Source organism: Planococcus dechangensis, from assembly GCF_042654465.1.
Classification (GTDB): Bacteria; Bacillota; Bacilli; order Bacillales_A; family Planococcaceae; genus Planococcus; species Planococcus dechangensis.
In genome coordinates this window covers 72,593-87,560 of record NZ_JBHSGL010000002.1, presented here as the reverse complement: position 1 = coordinate 87,560, position 14,968 = coordinate 72,593, and the positions used below count along the sequence as shown (strand labels likewise).

The following is a 14,968-nucleotide window of genomic DNA, read 5'->3' as shown; positions in this document are numbered from 1 at the left end:
AAACTTTGCGCCTCCTTGACCGTACAAACGGTCAAGGAGGCGTTTTTCTATGGAAACTAAAAAAATCGAAGAAACGTTTGAGCAGGTGTCCAAAACACTTGGTTGGGCAACGGACAAACAAGTCTCGCTCGCTGTGACAATGATTTACTTGAGCCGCGGCCGCGCATTCGATGCGGCTATACATACGGAAGCTTCTCGTATTGTCAAAAGTTCAGAAAGCTTTGCTTCGCCGCTTCGCGCACATCTTCATCACATCGCCGTTGCATATCTTGTATTGGGAGATGAGCCGGTAGTTGAAGGGCTAGCGCGCCTAAACGTCCACCAGCAAGCCTTGACTGCAGAGAAGTTTTGGAAAAGCGGATATACGTATCTTGGCGGCTTGATCATGGAGGCGCCTGAAGAAGCGGCTCGTGCGAGAGAGTTGTATGATGCGATGAAAGCCCACCATCCGTTTTTGACATCAAGCGAGGACATTCCGTATGTCGTGCTATTGGGGAGGCGTGAAGGGGATTTGAAAGAACGGGCCGAGACGATGAACCGCTACTATAGTGAATTGAGGCCGCAAGGATTTTCCCCGGGCAATCACTTGCAATGGCTTTCTCAAGCGATGACATTCGACTCGCCTCAGTTTCAGCCGGAAGTCGCTGGACGCGTATTGGCCATCCGGGATTTTTTCAAGGCGGAAAACATAAAAATTCGTTCAGCGCATTATCCGGTACTTGGCTTTTTGGCGATTGCCAAAGCGGATGGGGCTGCGTTGAAGTCCATTGCGGAATTGATGCGCACGCTGGAAAGTTCGAAGCTATTCCGTTGGTACAAGCAATGGGCATTGCCTTCAGCGGCACAACTAGTGATGGCGGAATCGGCGGAACTGCGCGGCAGCAAAGCGGCAATGTTTGCATCATCTGTTGAAATGCTGATGCAAGCGCAGCAAGCGGCAATGATGGTCAGTGTGAGCGCTGCGGTAGCAGCATCGAACAATTCAGGAACTTGAAACGATTGCTTGTCACCTCTTGCTCATAGGCGTATAGTGAAAACTGTAAATAATTCGTGACAACTGTCAAGACAAGGGGAAAGCATATGGCTACAGCAACTGAAAAAACACCAAAAACAATCTCGCAACGCAAATTACTAGGAGTAGCAGGTCTCGGCTGGTTGTTCGACGCCATGGATGTCGGGATATTGGCCTTTATTATTGCGGCGCTTCATGCGGATTGGGGCCTCACTTCTGAAGAGATGGGCTGGATCGGCGCCGTCAACTCGATCGGTATGGCAGTCGGGGCTTTTGTCTTCGGCATTTATGCTGACCGTGTCGGCCGCAAAAGAATTTTCATCATCACCTTACTGTTATTTTCGATCGCTAGCGGAATTTCCGCTTTTACTACAACGCTTGCCGCTTTCTTGATTTTGCGTTTCTTTGTCGGCATGGGGCTTGGCGGGGAACTGCCGGTTGCAGCGACTTTGGTATCTGAAAGCGTACCGGCCAAAGACCGCGGACGGGTCGTGGTGTTGTTGGAAAGCTTTTGGGCAGCCGGCTGGTTGGTCGCTGCTATCATTTCGTACTTCGTCATTCCGGCGTATGGATGGCGTGTCGCGCTATTATTGACGGCATTACCGGCATTTTATGCGCTTTATCTGCGCATCAATTTACCAGACTCGCCGCAATTCACCGCGAAAAAGAACGTATTGCGATCGGTTTCGACGAATATCCGTGAAGTTTGGTCGAAAACATATCGGCGTCCGACTTCAATGCTATGGATCGTTTGGTTTACCGTCGTCTTTTCCTATTACGGCATGTTCTTGTGGTTGCCGAGTGTCATGGTGATGAAAGGATTTCCGTTGATTCAAAGTTTCCAATACGTTTTGATCATGACGTTGGCGCAGCTGCCGGGTTATTTCTCAGCGGCTTGGCTGATTGAGCGTGCGGGGCGGAAGTTCGTCTTGGTGACGTATTTAATCGGAACTGCGGGATCTGCTTTGGCATTCGGCAATGTCGAAACTGTCACGGGACTTCTCATTTCAGGCGGATTATTATCGTTCTTTAATCTGGGCGCATGGGGAGCGCTTTACGCTTATTCCCCTGAGCAATATCCGACTGTCATACGGGCGACAGGAACAGGTATGGCGGCGTCATTCGGGCGTATCGGCGGTATTTTAGGGCCGCTCTTGGTCGGCTCGATGCTGACAGCTGGATTTGGCATCAACGTTATATTCGCCATTTTTTGCATATCGATTTTAATTGGTGCGGCTGCGGTTGCTTTTCTTGGAACCGAAACAAAACAAATGGAGCTCGACTAACAAAACGCAGGCCGAATAGGTCTGCGTTTTTGTTTTCTCACAAGCTAAAAGAGGAAATGTCCGGAATTTAGCCAATTATTTATAGTAGCAAATGAATTTAATGGAAACGAGTGAGGAATTATGGAGTGGGAATGGTATCAAGATAGCGGAGAGTTCGCACAAGCAGCGTGGCCACTATTATCGAAGCAAGAAGATCGTTATAGCTTATTTCTCGGCGTTCTGGCACAGATAAAAGAAGGGCGTTATGAAAAATTTGTGATCGGGATTGCGCGAGATGCTCAAGGTTTTGCGGCGTTCGCTTTAATGACGCCTCCCCATCCGCTGCAATTGATCGTCTTGCGGGAATCGGCTGGATTGGAAGCGCTGGTCGCACAGAAATTCCTTGAGACCGGACTTGCTGTTCCCGGTGTCATCGGGGACAAAGTGGCGGCGCAACAATTTGCGCAAGCCTGGAATGGACTTACAGGCGAGCAAGTCTATGTCGCGATGGATCAAGGTTTGTACCGCATCGATGCGGTGCGGAAAAAACTTGCGAAAAGCCCCGGCAGCTGGCGTGTGGCCAATCGCTTCGATACTGAGCTGCTGATCGGCTGGTATGTGCTGTTCAGTGAAGAAACAGGTATCGGCACGCCTTCGCCGGCAGAAGCCAAAGAGCGAATCGCGGATTTCATTAACCGGAAAGAAGTGTTTCTGTGGGAGCATGACGGACGCGCGGTAGCATGCATGAAAAAAGCCCGCCCTTCAAAACACGGCGTTACCGTTTCTTTCGTATTTACGCCAAAAGCATGGCGGAAAAAAGGTTATGCACGGTCATTGGTCGCCGAAGTGACCGAAGAGCTGTTAGAAGAATATGATTTTGCCATGTTGTATACTGATTTGAGTAATGGCACATCGAATAAAATATACCAGGAAATTGGCTACGAACAAATCGCCAATCCGATTCACTTGAAATTTGAAGCAAACATGCGGGAGTAAAGCCCTGTGTAAAAGGGTATAGAAAAACGATTAATATAAAGGGGGAGAGGCGAATGATTCGCTTTGATAAGGTCACGAAAAAATTTCCGGACGGCACCGAAGCGTTGAAAGATATTTCGCTCATCTTGCCAGCGCGGCAGCTGACCGCCATCATCGGCCCGAGCGGCTGCGGCAAAACAACTTTGATGAAAATGGTCAACAAGCTAGAGAACCCAACCTCTGGAGCTGTATACATAGACGAAGAGCCGATCACGGGGATGGATGAAGTAAAGCTGAGGCGGTCGATCGGCTATGTGATTCAACGGATCGGTTTGTTTCCGCATATGACCATTAAGGAAAATGTCTCACTCGTTCCCAAGCTATTGGATTGGCCGGCAGACAAGACGGAGCGGCGTGCAGAAGAACTATTGAAGTTGGTCGGGTTGGACCCAGCCACTTTCATGGAGCGCTATCCATTGGAGCTGAGCGGCGGCCAGCAACAGCGTGTGGGCGTGGTCCGTGCGCTTGCGGGCGATCCGAACATCGTCTTGATGGATGAGCCTTTTTCGGCGCTTGATCCAATCAGTCGCGAACAATTGCAAGACGAGCTGCGCCATTTGCAGCAGGAAATCCATAAAACGATTGTTTTTGTTACGCACGATATGGATGAGGCATTGAAAATTGCTGACACCATCGTAGTGATGCGGGATGGACGGATTGAACAAATCGGTTCTCCTCAGCAATTGATCGATGAACCCGCGAATGAATTTGTCCACAATTTTATCGGCGCCGAGCGCATCAATCAAAAACGTTCGTTCGGGGATCGCCGCTTGAAAGAATTTTCGTTCTTGCTGGATCTTTCAGGGACCGGAGAAGCGCATCAAGTGGAGTCAGAAACGACCATCAGCGAAGCCCATCAATTACTGGAGAGTAGCGGGAAACCGCGTCTTGCAGTCGTCGAAAACGGTCAAGTGATCGGTTTTGCCGGGGAGCGGGAATTATTAAAAGCAGCGCTTCATGAGGAAAAGGAGACGATTGTATGAGGGCATTCATCGATACGCTCATCAGCCGCCAAGATATGATCCAAAATGCATTTCTTGAACATATTTATTTGTCGTTTGTGGCGGTGGCGATCGGCATTGCAATCGCCTTGCCGACGGGCATTTTAATTGCCCGCTATCGCCGTTTTGCCGAGCCGATCATTGGAGTTACCGCCATCTTTCAAACAATTCCAAGTTTGGCGTTGTTCGGTTTTCTCGTGCCGATTCTTGGTATCGGGTCGCCGACTGCTTTAATCGCTCTCATCATCTATGCGCTCCTGCCGATTTTACGCAATACGTATGCCGGCATCGTCGGGGTAGACGGCTCGACAATTGAAGCCGGACGCGGGATGGGCATGACCCGAACGCAAATTCTGAGACAAATCGAATTGCCGCTGGCGCTGCCGTTCATTATGGCCGGCATCCGGACGGCGACGGTATTGACGGTGGGGATCGCTACACTCGCAACCTTTGTCGGGGCTGGCGGATTAGGCGATATTATCTACCGCGGGCTGCAATCGTATAATAACTCGCTAGTGCTTGCCGGTGCCTTGCCGGTTGCCTTGCTGGCCATCGGTTTTGATTTTATTTTGAAAATGATCGAAAAACGCGCAACGCCAAAAGGCTTGAAAACCTAAAGCTGGAATGGAGCCTTGGCTGGACCCGGCTGTATGATGAACAAGCGGCTTTAAAGAATCGCCAATTATTGAGGGGGAATTATTGATGAAAAAAACAGCAGTTGGAATATTATTCGGCACGTCTGCATTGCTTGCCGCTTGCGGCGGGAGTGGAGATTCGGATCCGATCGTCATCGGAGGAAAACCGTGGACAGAGCAGTATATACTACCGCATATTATCGGCCAGTATATCGAGTCGAATTCGGATTATAGCGTATCGTATGAAGAAGGATTAGGGGAAGTGTCGATTTTGACGCCGGCACTCGAGAATGGCGATATCGATTTATACGTCGAATATACCGGTACAGGACTGAAAGACGTTTTGAAGCGCGAGACGACTCCTGGCCAGTCGTCTGAAGAAGTATTGCAGGAAGTGCGGGAAGGCTATGAAGAGGAACTGAATGCGACATGGCTCGAGCCGCTCGGTTTTGAAAATGGCTACACGCTAGCATATACAAAAGATTACGATGCAGAAACGTACTCAGACCTTGCGGAAATTTCGCAATCGGAAAACATGAGCTTCGGTGCGCCGCATCCATTTTACGAACGCCAAGGGGATGGCTTTGATGACTTAGTGGCGACCTATCCGTTCGAGTTTTCCGCAATGGAAAGCTTTGACCCAGCCATTATGTACGAGGCGGTCAATAGCGGTGATGTCGACGTCATTCCTGCCTTCACGACAGACAGCCGAATTCAATTGTTTGATTTGAAGACGACAGAAGACGATCTGTCCTTCTTCCCGAAATACGATGCCGTACCGGTCGTTCGAATGGAAGCGCTAGAGGAGTATCCAGAACTTGAGGAACTGCTAAACAATTTGGCTGGTCAGATTACAGAAGAAGAAATGCTTGCGATGAACGCGCGTGTGGATGTGGATCAGGACGTTCCGAACGATGTAGCACGCGAATTCTTATTGGAAAAAGGGTTAATCGAAGAATAACAAAGAAACCTCTGCCGCAATTGCCGCAGAGGTTTTTTCATGTGAAAATCATGTGCTGCCAGACACTTTTTTCAAGTAGTATTCCATGGCAAGTTCTTGTACAATAAATAAAGGTGAATGAATAGTCATTCAATTCAGTTTAATGAAAGCGATTTCAGGAGGAGTGGGAATTTATGAGAGAAGTAGTCATTGTAGAGGGTGTGCGTTCGCCTGTTGGTAGAAGAAAAGGGCAATTTCGAAATATGCGTCCCGACGAGCTGGCGGGTGTAGTGCTTGCCGAGTTGGTGAAGCGCGCCGGCGTTGAAAAAGCGGATGTGGAAGACGTCATTCTCGGTTGCGTATCGCAATCCGGCGAACAAGGGGGGAATATTGCGCGGACCGCAGCGTTGATTGCGGGGTTTCCGGATTATGTGCCGGGCGTAACCATTGACCGCCAGTGCGGGTCGAGCCAGCAGGCCGTCCATTTCGGTGCGCAGGCGATTCTTTCCGGCGACATGGATATTGTCATTGCCGGAGGTGTAGAAAGCATGACGCGCGTTCCGATGTTCTCCAATATGCAAGGAGCGCAACCGAGCGAAAAACTGACTGAACAGTACGAAATCATCAATCAAGGTTTATCGGCAGAACGCATTTCCGCCAAATGGGGCTTTAGCCGCGAGCAGTTGGATGCATATGCAGTACAGAGCCATAAACGGGCGCAGCAGGCAATAGATGACGGACATTATGACAGGGAGATCGTGCCGGTCGAAACGGTGGATGAAGAGGGGCATGAACAGACTGTGCAAAAAGATGAAGGGCCAAGACCCGGAACGACAGAGGAAGTGCTCGCAGGATTGAAGCCTGCTTTTGATGAAGCCGGTGTCATTACGGCAGGCAATGCCAGCCAAATGAGCGACGGAGCGTCCGCCGTTTTATTGATGTCGAAAGAAAAAGCGGAGGTGCTGGGATTAAAGCCGAAAGTTCGCATTCTTGCACGCACCGTTGTCGGATCGGATCCGACTTTGATGCTGACGGGGCCGATTGCCGCCACGCAAAAAGTGTTGGAGAAAGCGGGTCTTTCTATTGAAGATATGGACCGCTACGAAGTGAACGAAGCATTTGCGCCGGTGCCGCTAGCGTGGCTTGCGGATATCGGAGGAGACCCGGAAAAGCTCAATGTCAACGGCGGTGCAATTGCACTCGGGCATCCTTTAGGTGCGACCGGCACAAAATTATTGGTATCGCTTATGCATGAACTGGAGCGTTCAAATAGCCGCTATGGGTTGTTGGCGATTTGTGAAGGTATGGGCATGGCCAATGCGACCATTATCGAACGGCTCACGTAAAAAAGCGTTACGCAAAGGGGGGGACGGGATGGATTTTTCTGAGGTGAAAGCAATTGTTACAGGCGGCGCATCTGGACTCGGTGAAGCGACGGTGCGGCATATCGCAAGCCGCGGAGGCCGGGCTGTGATTTTCGATTTGAACGAACAGCGTGCCCAAGAGGTGATCGGCGATTTTGCAGACGGGCAAGTCCGTTATTTCGAAACGGACGTGACAGACGCTTCCCAAGTGGAGCGAAATGTCGCGCGAGTGGTGGAAAGTTTTGGCGGCATCAATCTGGTCGTCAATTGCGCCGGCATCGGAACGCCTGGAAAAGTCGTTTCAAAAGGTCAGCCGCTTGCGCTCGACCGATTTGAAAAAGTCATTCAAGTGAATTTGATCGGCAGCTTCAACGTCTTGCGGGTTGCCGCAGCGGCAATGCAAGAAAACGCGCCGAACGAAGATGGCGAGCGCGGTGTCGTCATTTCGACTGCCTCTGTGGCGGCTTTTGAAGGCCAGATCGGGCAAGCGGCCTATAGCGCGTCAAAAGGCGGCATCGTCTCGATGACTTTGCCGATAGCGCGCGAATTGGCACGTGACGGCATCCGCGTCATGGTCATTGCGCCTGGCCTCATGAAAACGCCGATGTTCGACGGCTTGCCGGAATCCGCGATTGAGTCGCTTTCTGCGACAGTGCCGTTTCCGGCGCGTCTTGGAAAACCTAGTGAATACGCCAAACTAGTCGAAAGCATTGTGGAAAATCCGCTATTGAACGGCGAAGTGATTCGCCTCGATGGCGCAATCCGCATGCAGCCGAAATAATATAGGGAAAAGGGGAGTGGGAGAAATGGCAAGATACCGTTTTGAAGAAGAAGAACATACGATGTTCCGCAAATCTTTGCGCAAGTTTTTGGAAAAAGAAGCAGTGCCGCATTACGATCAATGGGAAAAAGACCGCCTCATCCCAAAATCATTTTGGAGGCAACTCGGCGATATGGGCTTTTTATGTCCGCAAGTGGAAGAGCAATACGGCGGCCTTGGCCTGGATTTTCGCTACGGCGTCATTATCGGGGAAGAGATGGAACGCGTCGGAGCAAGCCTAACCGGCGTCGGATTGCACAATGACATTACGGTTCCTTATGTGGAGGCATACGGCACAGAACAGCAGAAACAGGATTGGCTGCCGGGCTGCATCAGTGGCGAGTATATTACCGCGATTGCGATGACAGAACCAGGGGCTGGGTCCGACCTCGCCAATATTTCCACGACAGCCGTAAAAGACGGTGACCATTATATCGTCAACGGACAGAAAACTTTTATCACCAACGGCATCAACTCGACCCATGTACTGGTTGTCGTGAAAACAGACCCGAAAGCAGAACCGAAACATAAAGGAATTTCGCTATTGATGGTTGAAGAAAACACGCCTGGCTTCACGAAAGGGCGCAAGCTCGATAAAGTCGGGCTCCATGCACAGGACACGTCCGAACTGTATTTCGAAGATTGCAAAGTGCCGGTGGCAAATCTCGTCGGTGAAGAAAACAAAGGTTTTACATACTTAATGGAAAAATTGCAGCAGGAGCGACTCGTCGTGGCACTTGCTGCGCAAATCGCCTCGGAAGATATGCTGGAGATGACGATCGATTATGTAAAATCCCGCAAAGCATTCGGTAAGCCGATCAGCGCCTTTCAGAACACCCAGTTCAAACTGGTGGAAATGGCGACCGAAATCGAACTTGGTAAAGCATTTCTCGAATCCTTGGTCGAAGAGCACATGGCAGGAAAAGACATTGTTTCGAAAGTATCAATGGCAAAATACTGGCTGACGGATACGGCGAAGAAAATCTCAGGGGAGTGTATGCAACTGCATGGCGGCTACGGGTATATGGAAGAATACAAGATTGCCCGGCGTTACCGCGACATTCCGGTGGCGGCGATTTATGCCGGCTCGAATGAAATCATGAAAACCATCATCGCCAAGCGAATGGGGCTTTAAATGAAAGCGGCATTGACAGGCATTCGCGTGTTGGATGTGACCTATTACGTGCCGGGGCCATTTACCGGAAAGCGCCTCGCCGAACTCGGTGCGGAAGTCATTAAGGTTGAACCGCCAAGCGGTGATCCGTCGCGCGGTATGGGCGGCGGCATTGTCCACCGCGCGCATAATGCCGGTAAACACATTATCCAACTTGATCTAAAGTCGAAAGAAGGCAAGCGGGAAATGCTCGAATGGGTCGGCTCTGCCGATGTAGTGGTTGAAACCTTCCGCCCGGGAGTGATGAAAAAGCTTGGTTTGGACTATGAAACCGCAAAACAACTAAAGCCGGATATCGTCTATTGTTCTTTGTCGGGGTACGGACAAAGTGGGAGACTTGCAAATCTTGGCAGCCATGACCTCAATTATTTGGCGCTGTCAGGTGCACTTGATCAGCTGCGGGATGATAAGGGGCGGCCGGTCCACCCGACCAACACGCTTGCTGACTATACTGGCGGTTTGCTCGCCTGTGAACAAATTCTGGCCGCGTTGATCCGCAAGTTCCGCACCGGCCAAGGAGTTTATTTAGATATCGCACTGGCAGAAGTGATGGCGGAATTTTTGCCGAATCATGATGCCTACCATGCGGCGGGCTTATCGGACCATGGCGTTCCGGAAATTGGCGGCGGGCGCATCAGCTATGCGATCTACGAAACAAAAGACGGCAGGTATGTGACGCTCGGTGCGCTTGAAGAAAAGTTTTGGCGGAATTTCTGCGCGCTCGCGGGACGCCCGGATTGGGAATCGTGGGCAGGCCTTATGCCGGGTACTCCGCAACATGCGGAAGTATCTGCATTTTTCAAAACGAAAAGCTGGCGACGATGGTACGAGCTATCGCTCGATCATGATTGCTGCCTAGCGCCGGTATTAAGTGCGGATGAACGCCACGCTCATCCGTTTTTTCAGGACCGGGTGGCGCAATTACACAGAAGCGCAGCTAACTTGAGTTGTTTCGAGTAAGCTGGCCGATAACAAAGATCATGTGTAACACTTGACAGAATATACAAAACCTTTTAGTATGAAGGACAACTTGTTGAACGAGCGGCAAGTCTATTCGAGAGCAGAGCAAGATGAGATGAGAACAGAACAGTGCAAATCGAGGAATGAGACGAGTAGGCAGTGGCATCCATTTAGAGAGTCAGCGGTTGGTGGAAGCTGATTGGGTGCGCTGTGCGAATGGACTTATGAGAGCCAGCCGGAAAGCGAAAGTGAGTATGGCGGACGTATCCCCTGCGTTAAAGGGAAAGGCGAAAGCCTTTTGAGTGAGTGCAAAATTGCATTAATGCGTGGTGGTACCGCGGTTTAAAACCGTCCCCGCAACCGGAATAGATTTCCGGTTGCGGGGATTTTTGCATTCAAAAACGAGACGAGGAGAGATTGAGATGAGCAGAGTAGACAATATGAACGAACAAACAATGAAAAGACAGGCACTGGAATTGCTTGAAGGGCGTATGAACCCGGAGCAGATGAAGCAGTTTTTAAGTGCATTGCATACAAAAGGCGAGACGGCTGATGAACTGGTCGGTATGGTTCTCGCCATGCGGGAAAAGGCAGTGAAGCTTCCTGAAATTCATGGTGAGCTGGTCGATGTTTGTGGCACGGGCGGCGATAAATCGAATAGTTTTAATATCAGCACATTGACGGCGTTTGTGTTGGCAGGCTGCGGCATGAATGTCGCTAAGCATGGCAACCGCAGTGTGTCGAGCAAAACCGGCAGCTCGGATGTACTTGAAGAGCTTGGGATTTCGACAGAACTGTCGGTGATGGAACTTCCGGCACTCGTCGAACAGACCGGCATCGCCTTTTTGTTTGCGCCGGCCATTCATCCGGCACTTGGGGGGTTGCGTCAAGTGCGCAAGGACATCGGCACGCCAACCATCTTTAATCTAGTCGGCCCACTCGCCAATCCATTGCCGATCGCCATTCAAATCAGCGGTGTTTACCGTCCGGATATGATGGAGCCGATGGCTGATGCACTAATGCGGCTCGGCAGAAAAAGAGGGGCGATTGTTCATGGTGCAGGTGGATTGGATGAGTTGTCGCTTGTCGGCACAAACCAGTTGATCGTTTTTGACGAAAATGGCAAACGCAGCATGACGGTTCATCCGCATGAAGTCGGATTGGATACGGCTCCAGTCGAAGCCATTCTCGGAGGGGATTCAAAGCGCAATGCGGAGATTTTTGAACAAGTTATCAGCGGCATACCGAGTGCATACTTGGATACAGTGGCACTCAATGCCGGAGCCGGCCTTTATGTGAGCGGCCGTGCAGAAAGCATCGCGCAAGGCGTGCAACAGGCGAAACAATCGATTCACTCCGGGGAAACGGCGCGCGTGTTCGAGTTGCACCGCCTGGCATCGGGGGTGCTCGTATGACGATATTGGATAAAATCATGGAAACAAAAAGACAGGAAATCACCACTTTCGATCAAGCGTATCCGGCGACCGAACAGTATCCGGAAAAGCCGAAACTAATCGATAACTTACGCGCAAGCCGTGGGGTCATTTCAGAAATTAAACGTGCATCCCCGTCAAAAGGGGCGATCCGCATGGAAGTGGATGTCGAAGAACAGGCACGAAAATACGAAAGCGCCGGAGCTGCCGCCATTTCAGTTTTGACGGATGAACAATATTTTAAAGGCTCAATCGAGGATTTGCGGAAAGTGGCGCGCATAGTGTCGGTGCCGGTGTTATGCAAAGATTTCATGGTCAGTGAAATTCAGATCGAACGGGCGAAAGCGGCTGGAGCGACGATCATTCTGTTGATCGTCGCAGCGCTTAAAGACGAGGAGCTCGAGCGGCTATTCCGTTATGCAGATTCGCTTGGCTTGGAAGTTCTGGTGGAAGTGCATGATGCAGCAGAGCTGGAAAAAGCCATCTCGCTCGGTGCACAATTGATCGGCGTCAACAACCGCAATTTGAAAACATTTGAAGTATCGCTCGAGCGCACTGCGGAACTGGCGGCGCAATTTCCGTTTGGTGGCAGCGCGGTGTTGATCAGCGAAAGCGGCATGAACAGCACGAAAGATGCGCATTATGCTTATAAACGAGGGGCACAAGGTGTCTTGGTCGGCGAAGCACTCATGCGCACGGAAGATCCGGCAAACTGGATCCGCCAGGCAAGAGGGCAGGGGGCAGCACAATGACGCGTGTGAAAATTTGTGGATTGATGGAAGAACAGCACGTAAAGGCAGCATCTCCGGCGGATGCCATCGGGTTTGTTTTTGCGCCGAGCAGACGCCGCGTGTCGGTGGAGCGTGCAGCGGAATTGTCCCGATTTGCTCCAGAGACGACAGAGCGGATCGGCGTGTTCGTCAACGCTTCTTTCGAGGAAATCGCAAAAGCTGTGGAGATGGTGCCGTTGACGATGGTGCAATTGCATGGTGACGAACCTGATGACTTGATCAAACGGATCGATGTACCGGTCATTCAAGCCTTTTCGATCCGGACGCAGGACGATGTCAAAAAACTTGAAAACTCGGTTGCTGATTATGTATTGGTCGATGCGCCAGGCACCGAATACCGAGGAGGCAGCGGGCATGTGTTTGACTGGAGCCTTCTCGAAAATGCCAAATTGGATAAAAGCCGCTTGATTTTAGCAGGCGGATTAAATAAAGAGAATGTACAAGCGGCCATCCGCCAAACCGATCCGTTTATGGTCGATGTATCGAGCGGCGTAGAAACGGACGGCAGAAAAGATGAAGAGAAAATCCAGCAGTTCATATTACAAGCAAAGGGTGATTCGATGGAGAGAACAAAAGAAAAAACAATAGACCCGGTAGGATTTTTCGGGCGTTACGGCGGCCAATTTGTACCGGAAACTTTGATGAAAGCGGTCAAAGAGCTAGAGGCAGCATACGAGGAAGCAAAGAACGATCCAGCATTCCAGGAAGAATATCATGAGTATTTGCGTGAATATGTCGGCCGTGAGCAGCCGTTGACCTTTGCGGCGCGCATGACAGAAGCGTGGGGCGGGCCGAAGATTTACTTGAAGCGCGAAGACTTAAACCATACCGGCGCGCACAAAGTGAACAATGCTATCGGCCAAGCCTTGCTTGCACAGCGCATGGGTAAGCGTAAAATTGTCGCAGAAACCGGAGCCGGCCAGCATGGTGTAGCGACAGCGACGATCTGCGCGTTGTTTGACCTGGATTGTGTCGTCTTCATGGGTGAGGAAGACATTAAACGCCAATCACTTAATGTGTTCCGCATGAAACTATTGGGTGCGCGTGTGGAAAGTGTCTCAAAAGGCAGTGGCACGCTGAAGGATGCGGTGAACGAAGCGCTGCGCTACTGGGTCACCAATGTCGAAGACACGCACTATTTGATTGGCTCAGCACTCGGGCCGCATCCATTCCCAACGATGGTGCGTGATTTCCAGAGCGTCATCGGGCTCGAAACGAAGCGCCAGATCCTTGATAAGGAGGGACGTTTGCCGGATGCCATCGTAGCATGTGTCGGCGGCGGTTCCAATGCGATCGGCATGTTCCATCCGTTCGTCGGCGATGAAGGCGTGCGTCTGATCGGCGCTGAAGCGGCAGGGGAAGGCGTCGATACCGACCGCCACGCTGCGACCTTGACGAAAGGTTCAGAAGGCGTGCTTCACGGAGCGATGATGAAGCTGTTGCAAGACGATGCTGGCCAGGTGCAGGAAGCGCATTCGATTTCCGCAGGACTTGATTATCCGGGCATCGGGCCGGAACATGCGCATCTCGCTGATACCGGGCGCGTTGTTTATAAGGCGATCACCGATGACGAAGCGCTCGCTTCCGTTGTTGAAATGTCCCGTCTAGAAGGCATCATCCCGGCGCTCGAATCAGCTCACGCTGTAGCGGAAGCGAAAAACCAAGCGCAGTCCATGGGCGAGGAAGACATTCTAGTCATTTGTGTCTCCGGCCGCGGCGATAAGGATATGGCGACATATGCCGAGAAATTGGAGGGATTGTCATGAAGCGGTTAGCGCAATTAAAAGAATCAGGACATAAAGCGTTTGTGGCATACATCATGGCAGGTGACGGCGGGCTCGATAAATTAGGCGAGCAGATCCAATATTTGCAAGAGCGCGGGGTGACCGCCATTGAAGTCGGCATCCCGTTTTCCGACCCTGTGGCGGATGGGCCGACAATTGAAGCGGCCGGAAACCGTGCACTTGCACAAGGCGTGACATTGGAGAAAGTGATCGCGACGATGAAGGCATTCGACTTTGAAGTGAAAGTGCCGCTCATCATCATGACTTATTTAAACCCGGTTCTGCGCTTCGGAGCAGAGCGTTTCGCAGAAGAAGCCAAAAAAGCAGGCGCAACGGGTGTCATCATTCCGGATTTACCGTTTGAACACCGTCAAATCATCGAGCCGTTCGCTAAGCAGCAAGAACTTGTGCTTGTACAGCTCGTGACTTTGACAACCATCGACAGCCGTTTGGAAGAAATTTTGAAAGAAGCTCAAGGATTTGTTTATGCTGTGACGGTCACGGGCATTACCGGAAGTCGTGACGATCTGGCAGAAGAAGTCGGTGCGTTCACGCGCAAAGTTAGAAACTTGAGCCCTGTGCCGGTCTATGCCGGATTTGGGATCTCAAAAGAAAGCCATGTCGACATGTTGCGTGAAGATGTAGATGGATTTATTGTCGGCAGCGCCATTGTCCAGGCTTTTCATGAAGACCGCATTGCAGACATTGAACCCTTGATTGATGCAGTGACCGCTCCTCATTCGGTATAATGCCG

14 protein-coding genes and 1 other annotated feature are annotated in these 14,968 nt (G+C 51.0%); all 14 genes read left to right on the top strand.

Features of this window, described 5'->3' with window-relative positions; genetic code table 11:
* The first annotated feature begins 49 nt into the window (after positions 1-49).
* The 14 genes from ACFO5U_RS00945 to trpA all read left to right on the top strand — a co-directional run bounded on the left by ACFO5U_RS00945 (position 50) and on the right by trpA (position 14,963).
* A complete protein-coding gene (locus ACFO5U_RS00945) occupies positions 50-994 on the top strand; it encodes a DUF4003 family protein (RefSeq protein WP_377275860.1) in 945 nt (314 codons plus the stop codon).
* A gap of 86 nt (positions 995-1,080) precedes the next feature.
* Positions 1,081-2,298 (top strand): MFS transporter, encoded by a 1,218-nt coding sequence (locus ACFO5U_RS00940; protein ID WP_377275858.1) that lies wholly within the window; start codon positions 1,081-1,083, stop codon positions 2,296-2,298.
* A 120-nt stretch (positions 2,299-2,418) separates the two neighbouring features.
* Positions 2,419-3,273 carry a GNAT family N-acetyltransferase gene (locus tag ACFO5U_RS00935; protein ID WP_377275856.1) on the top strand — a complete coding sequence of 285 codons (855 nt, stop codon included), beginning with the start codon at positions 2,419-2,421 and terminating at the stop codon, positions 3,271-3,273.
* 53 nt (positions 3,274-3,326) lie between these two features.
* Positions 3,327-4,295 carry an ABC transporter ATP-binding protein gene (locus ACFO5U_RS00930; protein WP_377275854.1) on the top strand — a complete coding sequence of 323 codons (969 nt, stop codon included), beginning with the start codon at positions 3,327-3,329 and terminating at the stop codon, positions 4,293-4,295.
* Positions 4,292-4,930, top strand: a complete 639-nt coding sequence (locus ACFO5U_RS00925; protein ID WP_377275852.1) for an ABC transporter permease — start codon at positions 4,292-4,294, stop codon at positions 4,928-4,930. Before ACFO5U_RS00930 ends, ACFO5U_RS00925 begins: the two co-directional genes overlap by 4 nt.
* Before the next feature lie 85 nt (positions 4,931-5,015).
* A complete protein-coding gene (locus ACFO5U_RS00920) occupies positions 5,016-5,909 on the top strand; it encodes a glycine betaine ABC transporter substrate-binding protein (protein ID WP_377275851.1) in 894 nt (297 codons plus the stop codon).
* Between the two features lie 173 nt (positions 5,910-6,082).
* Positions 6,083-7,234: a thiolase family protein gene (locus ACFO5U_RS00915; protein ID WP_377275849.1), complete on the top strand. Its 1,152-nt coding sequence runs from the start codon at positions 6,083-6,085 to the stop codon at positions 7,232-7,234.
* Between the two features lie 28 nt (positions 7,235-7,262).
* Positions 7,263-8,033: a 3-hydroxyacyl-CoA dehydrogenase gene (locus ACFO5U_RS00910; RefSeq protein ID WP_377275847.1), complete on the top strand. Its 771-nt coding sequence runs from the start codon at positions 7,263-7,265 to the stop codon at positions 8,031-8,033.
* Positions 8,034-8,058: 25 nt separating this feature from the next.
* Entirely contained in the window at positions 8,059-9,207 is a 1,149-nt protein-coding gene (locus ACFO5U_RS00905; protein ID WP_377275845.1) for an acyl-CoA dehydrogenase family protein, read from the top strand.
* Entirely contained in the window at positions 9,208-10,206 is a 999-nt protein-coding gene (locus tag ACFO5U_RS00900) for a CaiB/BaiF CoA transferase family protein (protein WP_377275844.1), read from the top strand.
* Between the two features lie 130 nt (positions 10,207-10,336).
* Positions 10,337-10,565: a binding site (T-box leader), on the top strand.
* Between the two features lie 63 nt (positions 10,566-10,628).
* Complete coding sequence (gene trpD / locus ACFO5U_RS00895; RefSeq protein ID WP_377275842.1) at positions 10,629-11,621, top strand: anthranilate phosphoribosyltransferase; 993 nt, start codon at positions 10,629-10,631, stop codon at positions 11,619-11,621.
* Positions 11,618-12,391, top strand: coding sequence for an indole-3-glycerol phosphate synthase TrpC (gene trpC, locus ACFO5U_RS00890; RefSeq protein ID WP_377275840.1), 774 nt, complete (start codon positions 11,618-11,620; stop codon positions 12,389-12,391). The genes trpD and trpC overlap by 4 nt, the downstream gene beginning before the upstream one ends.
* A complete protein-coding gene (gene trpB, locus ACFO5U_RS00885) occupies positions 12,388-14,196 on the top strand; it encodes a tryptophan synthase subunit beta (RefSeq protein WP_377275838.1) in 1,809 nt (602 codons plus the stop codon). The genes trpC and trpB overlap by 4 nt, the downstream gene beginning before the upstream one ends.
* On the top strand, positions 14,193-14,963 hold the full coding sequence (gene trpA, locus ACFO5U_RS00880; RefSeq protein WP_377275836.1) for a tryptophan synthase subunit alpha: 771 nt from the start codon (positions 14,193-14,195) through the stop codon (positions 14,961-14,963). Before trpB ends, trpA begins: the two co-directional genes overlap by 4 nt.
* Positions 14,964-14,968: the final 5 nt, after the last annotated feature.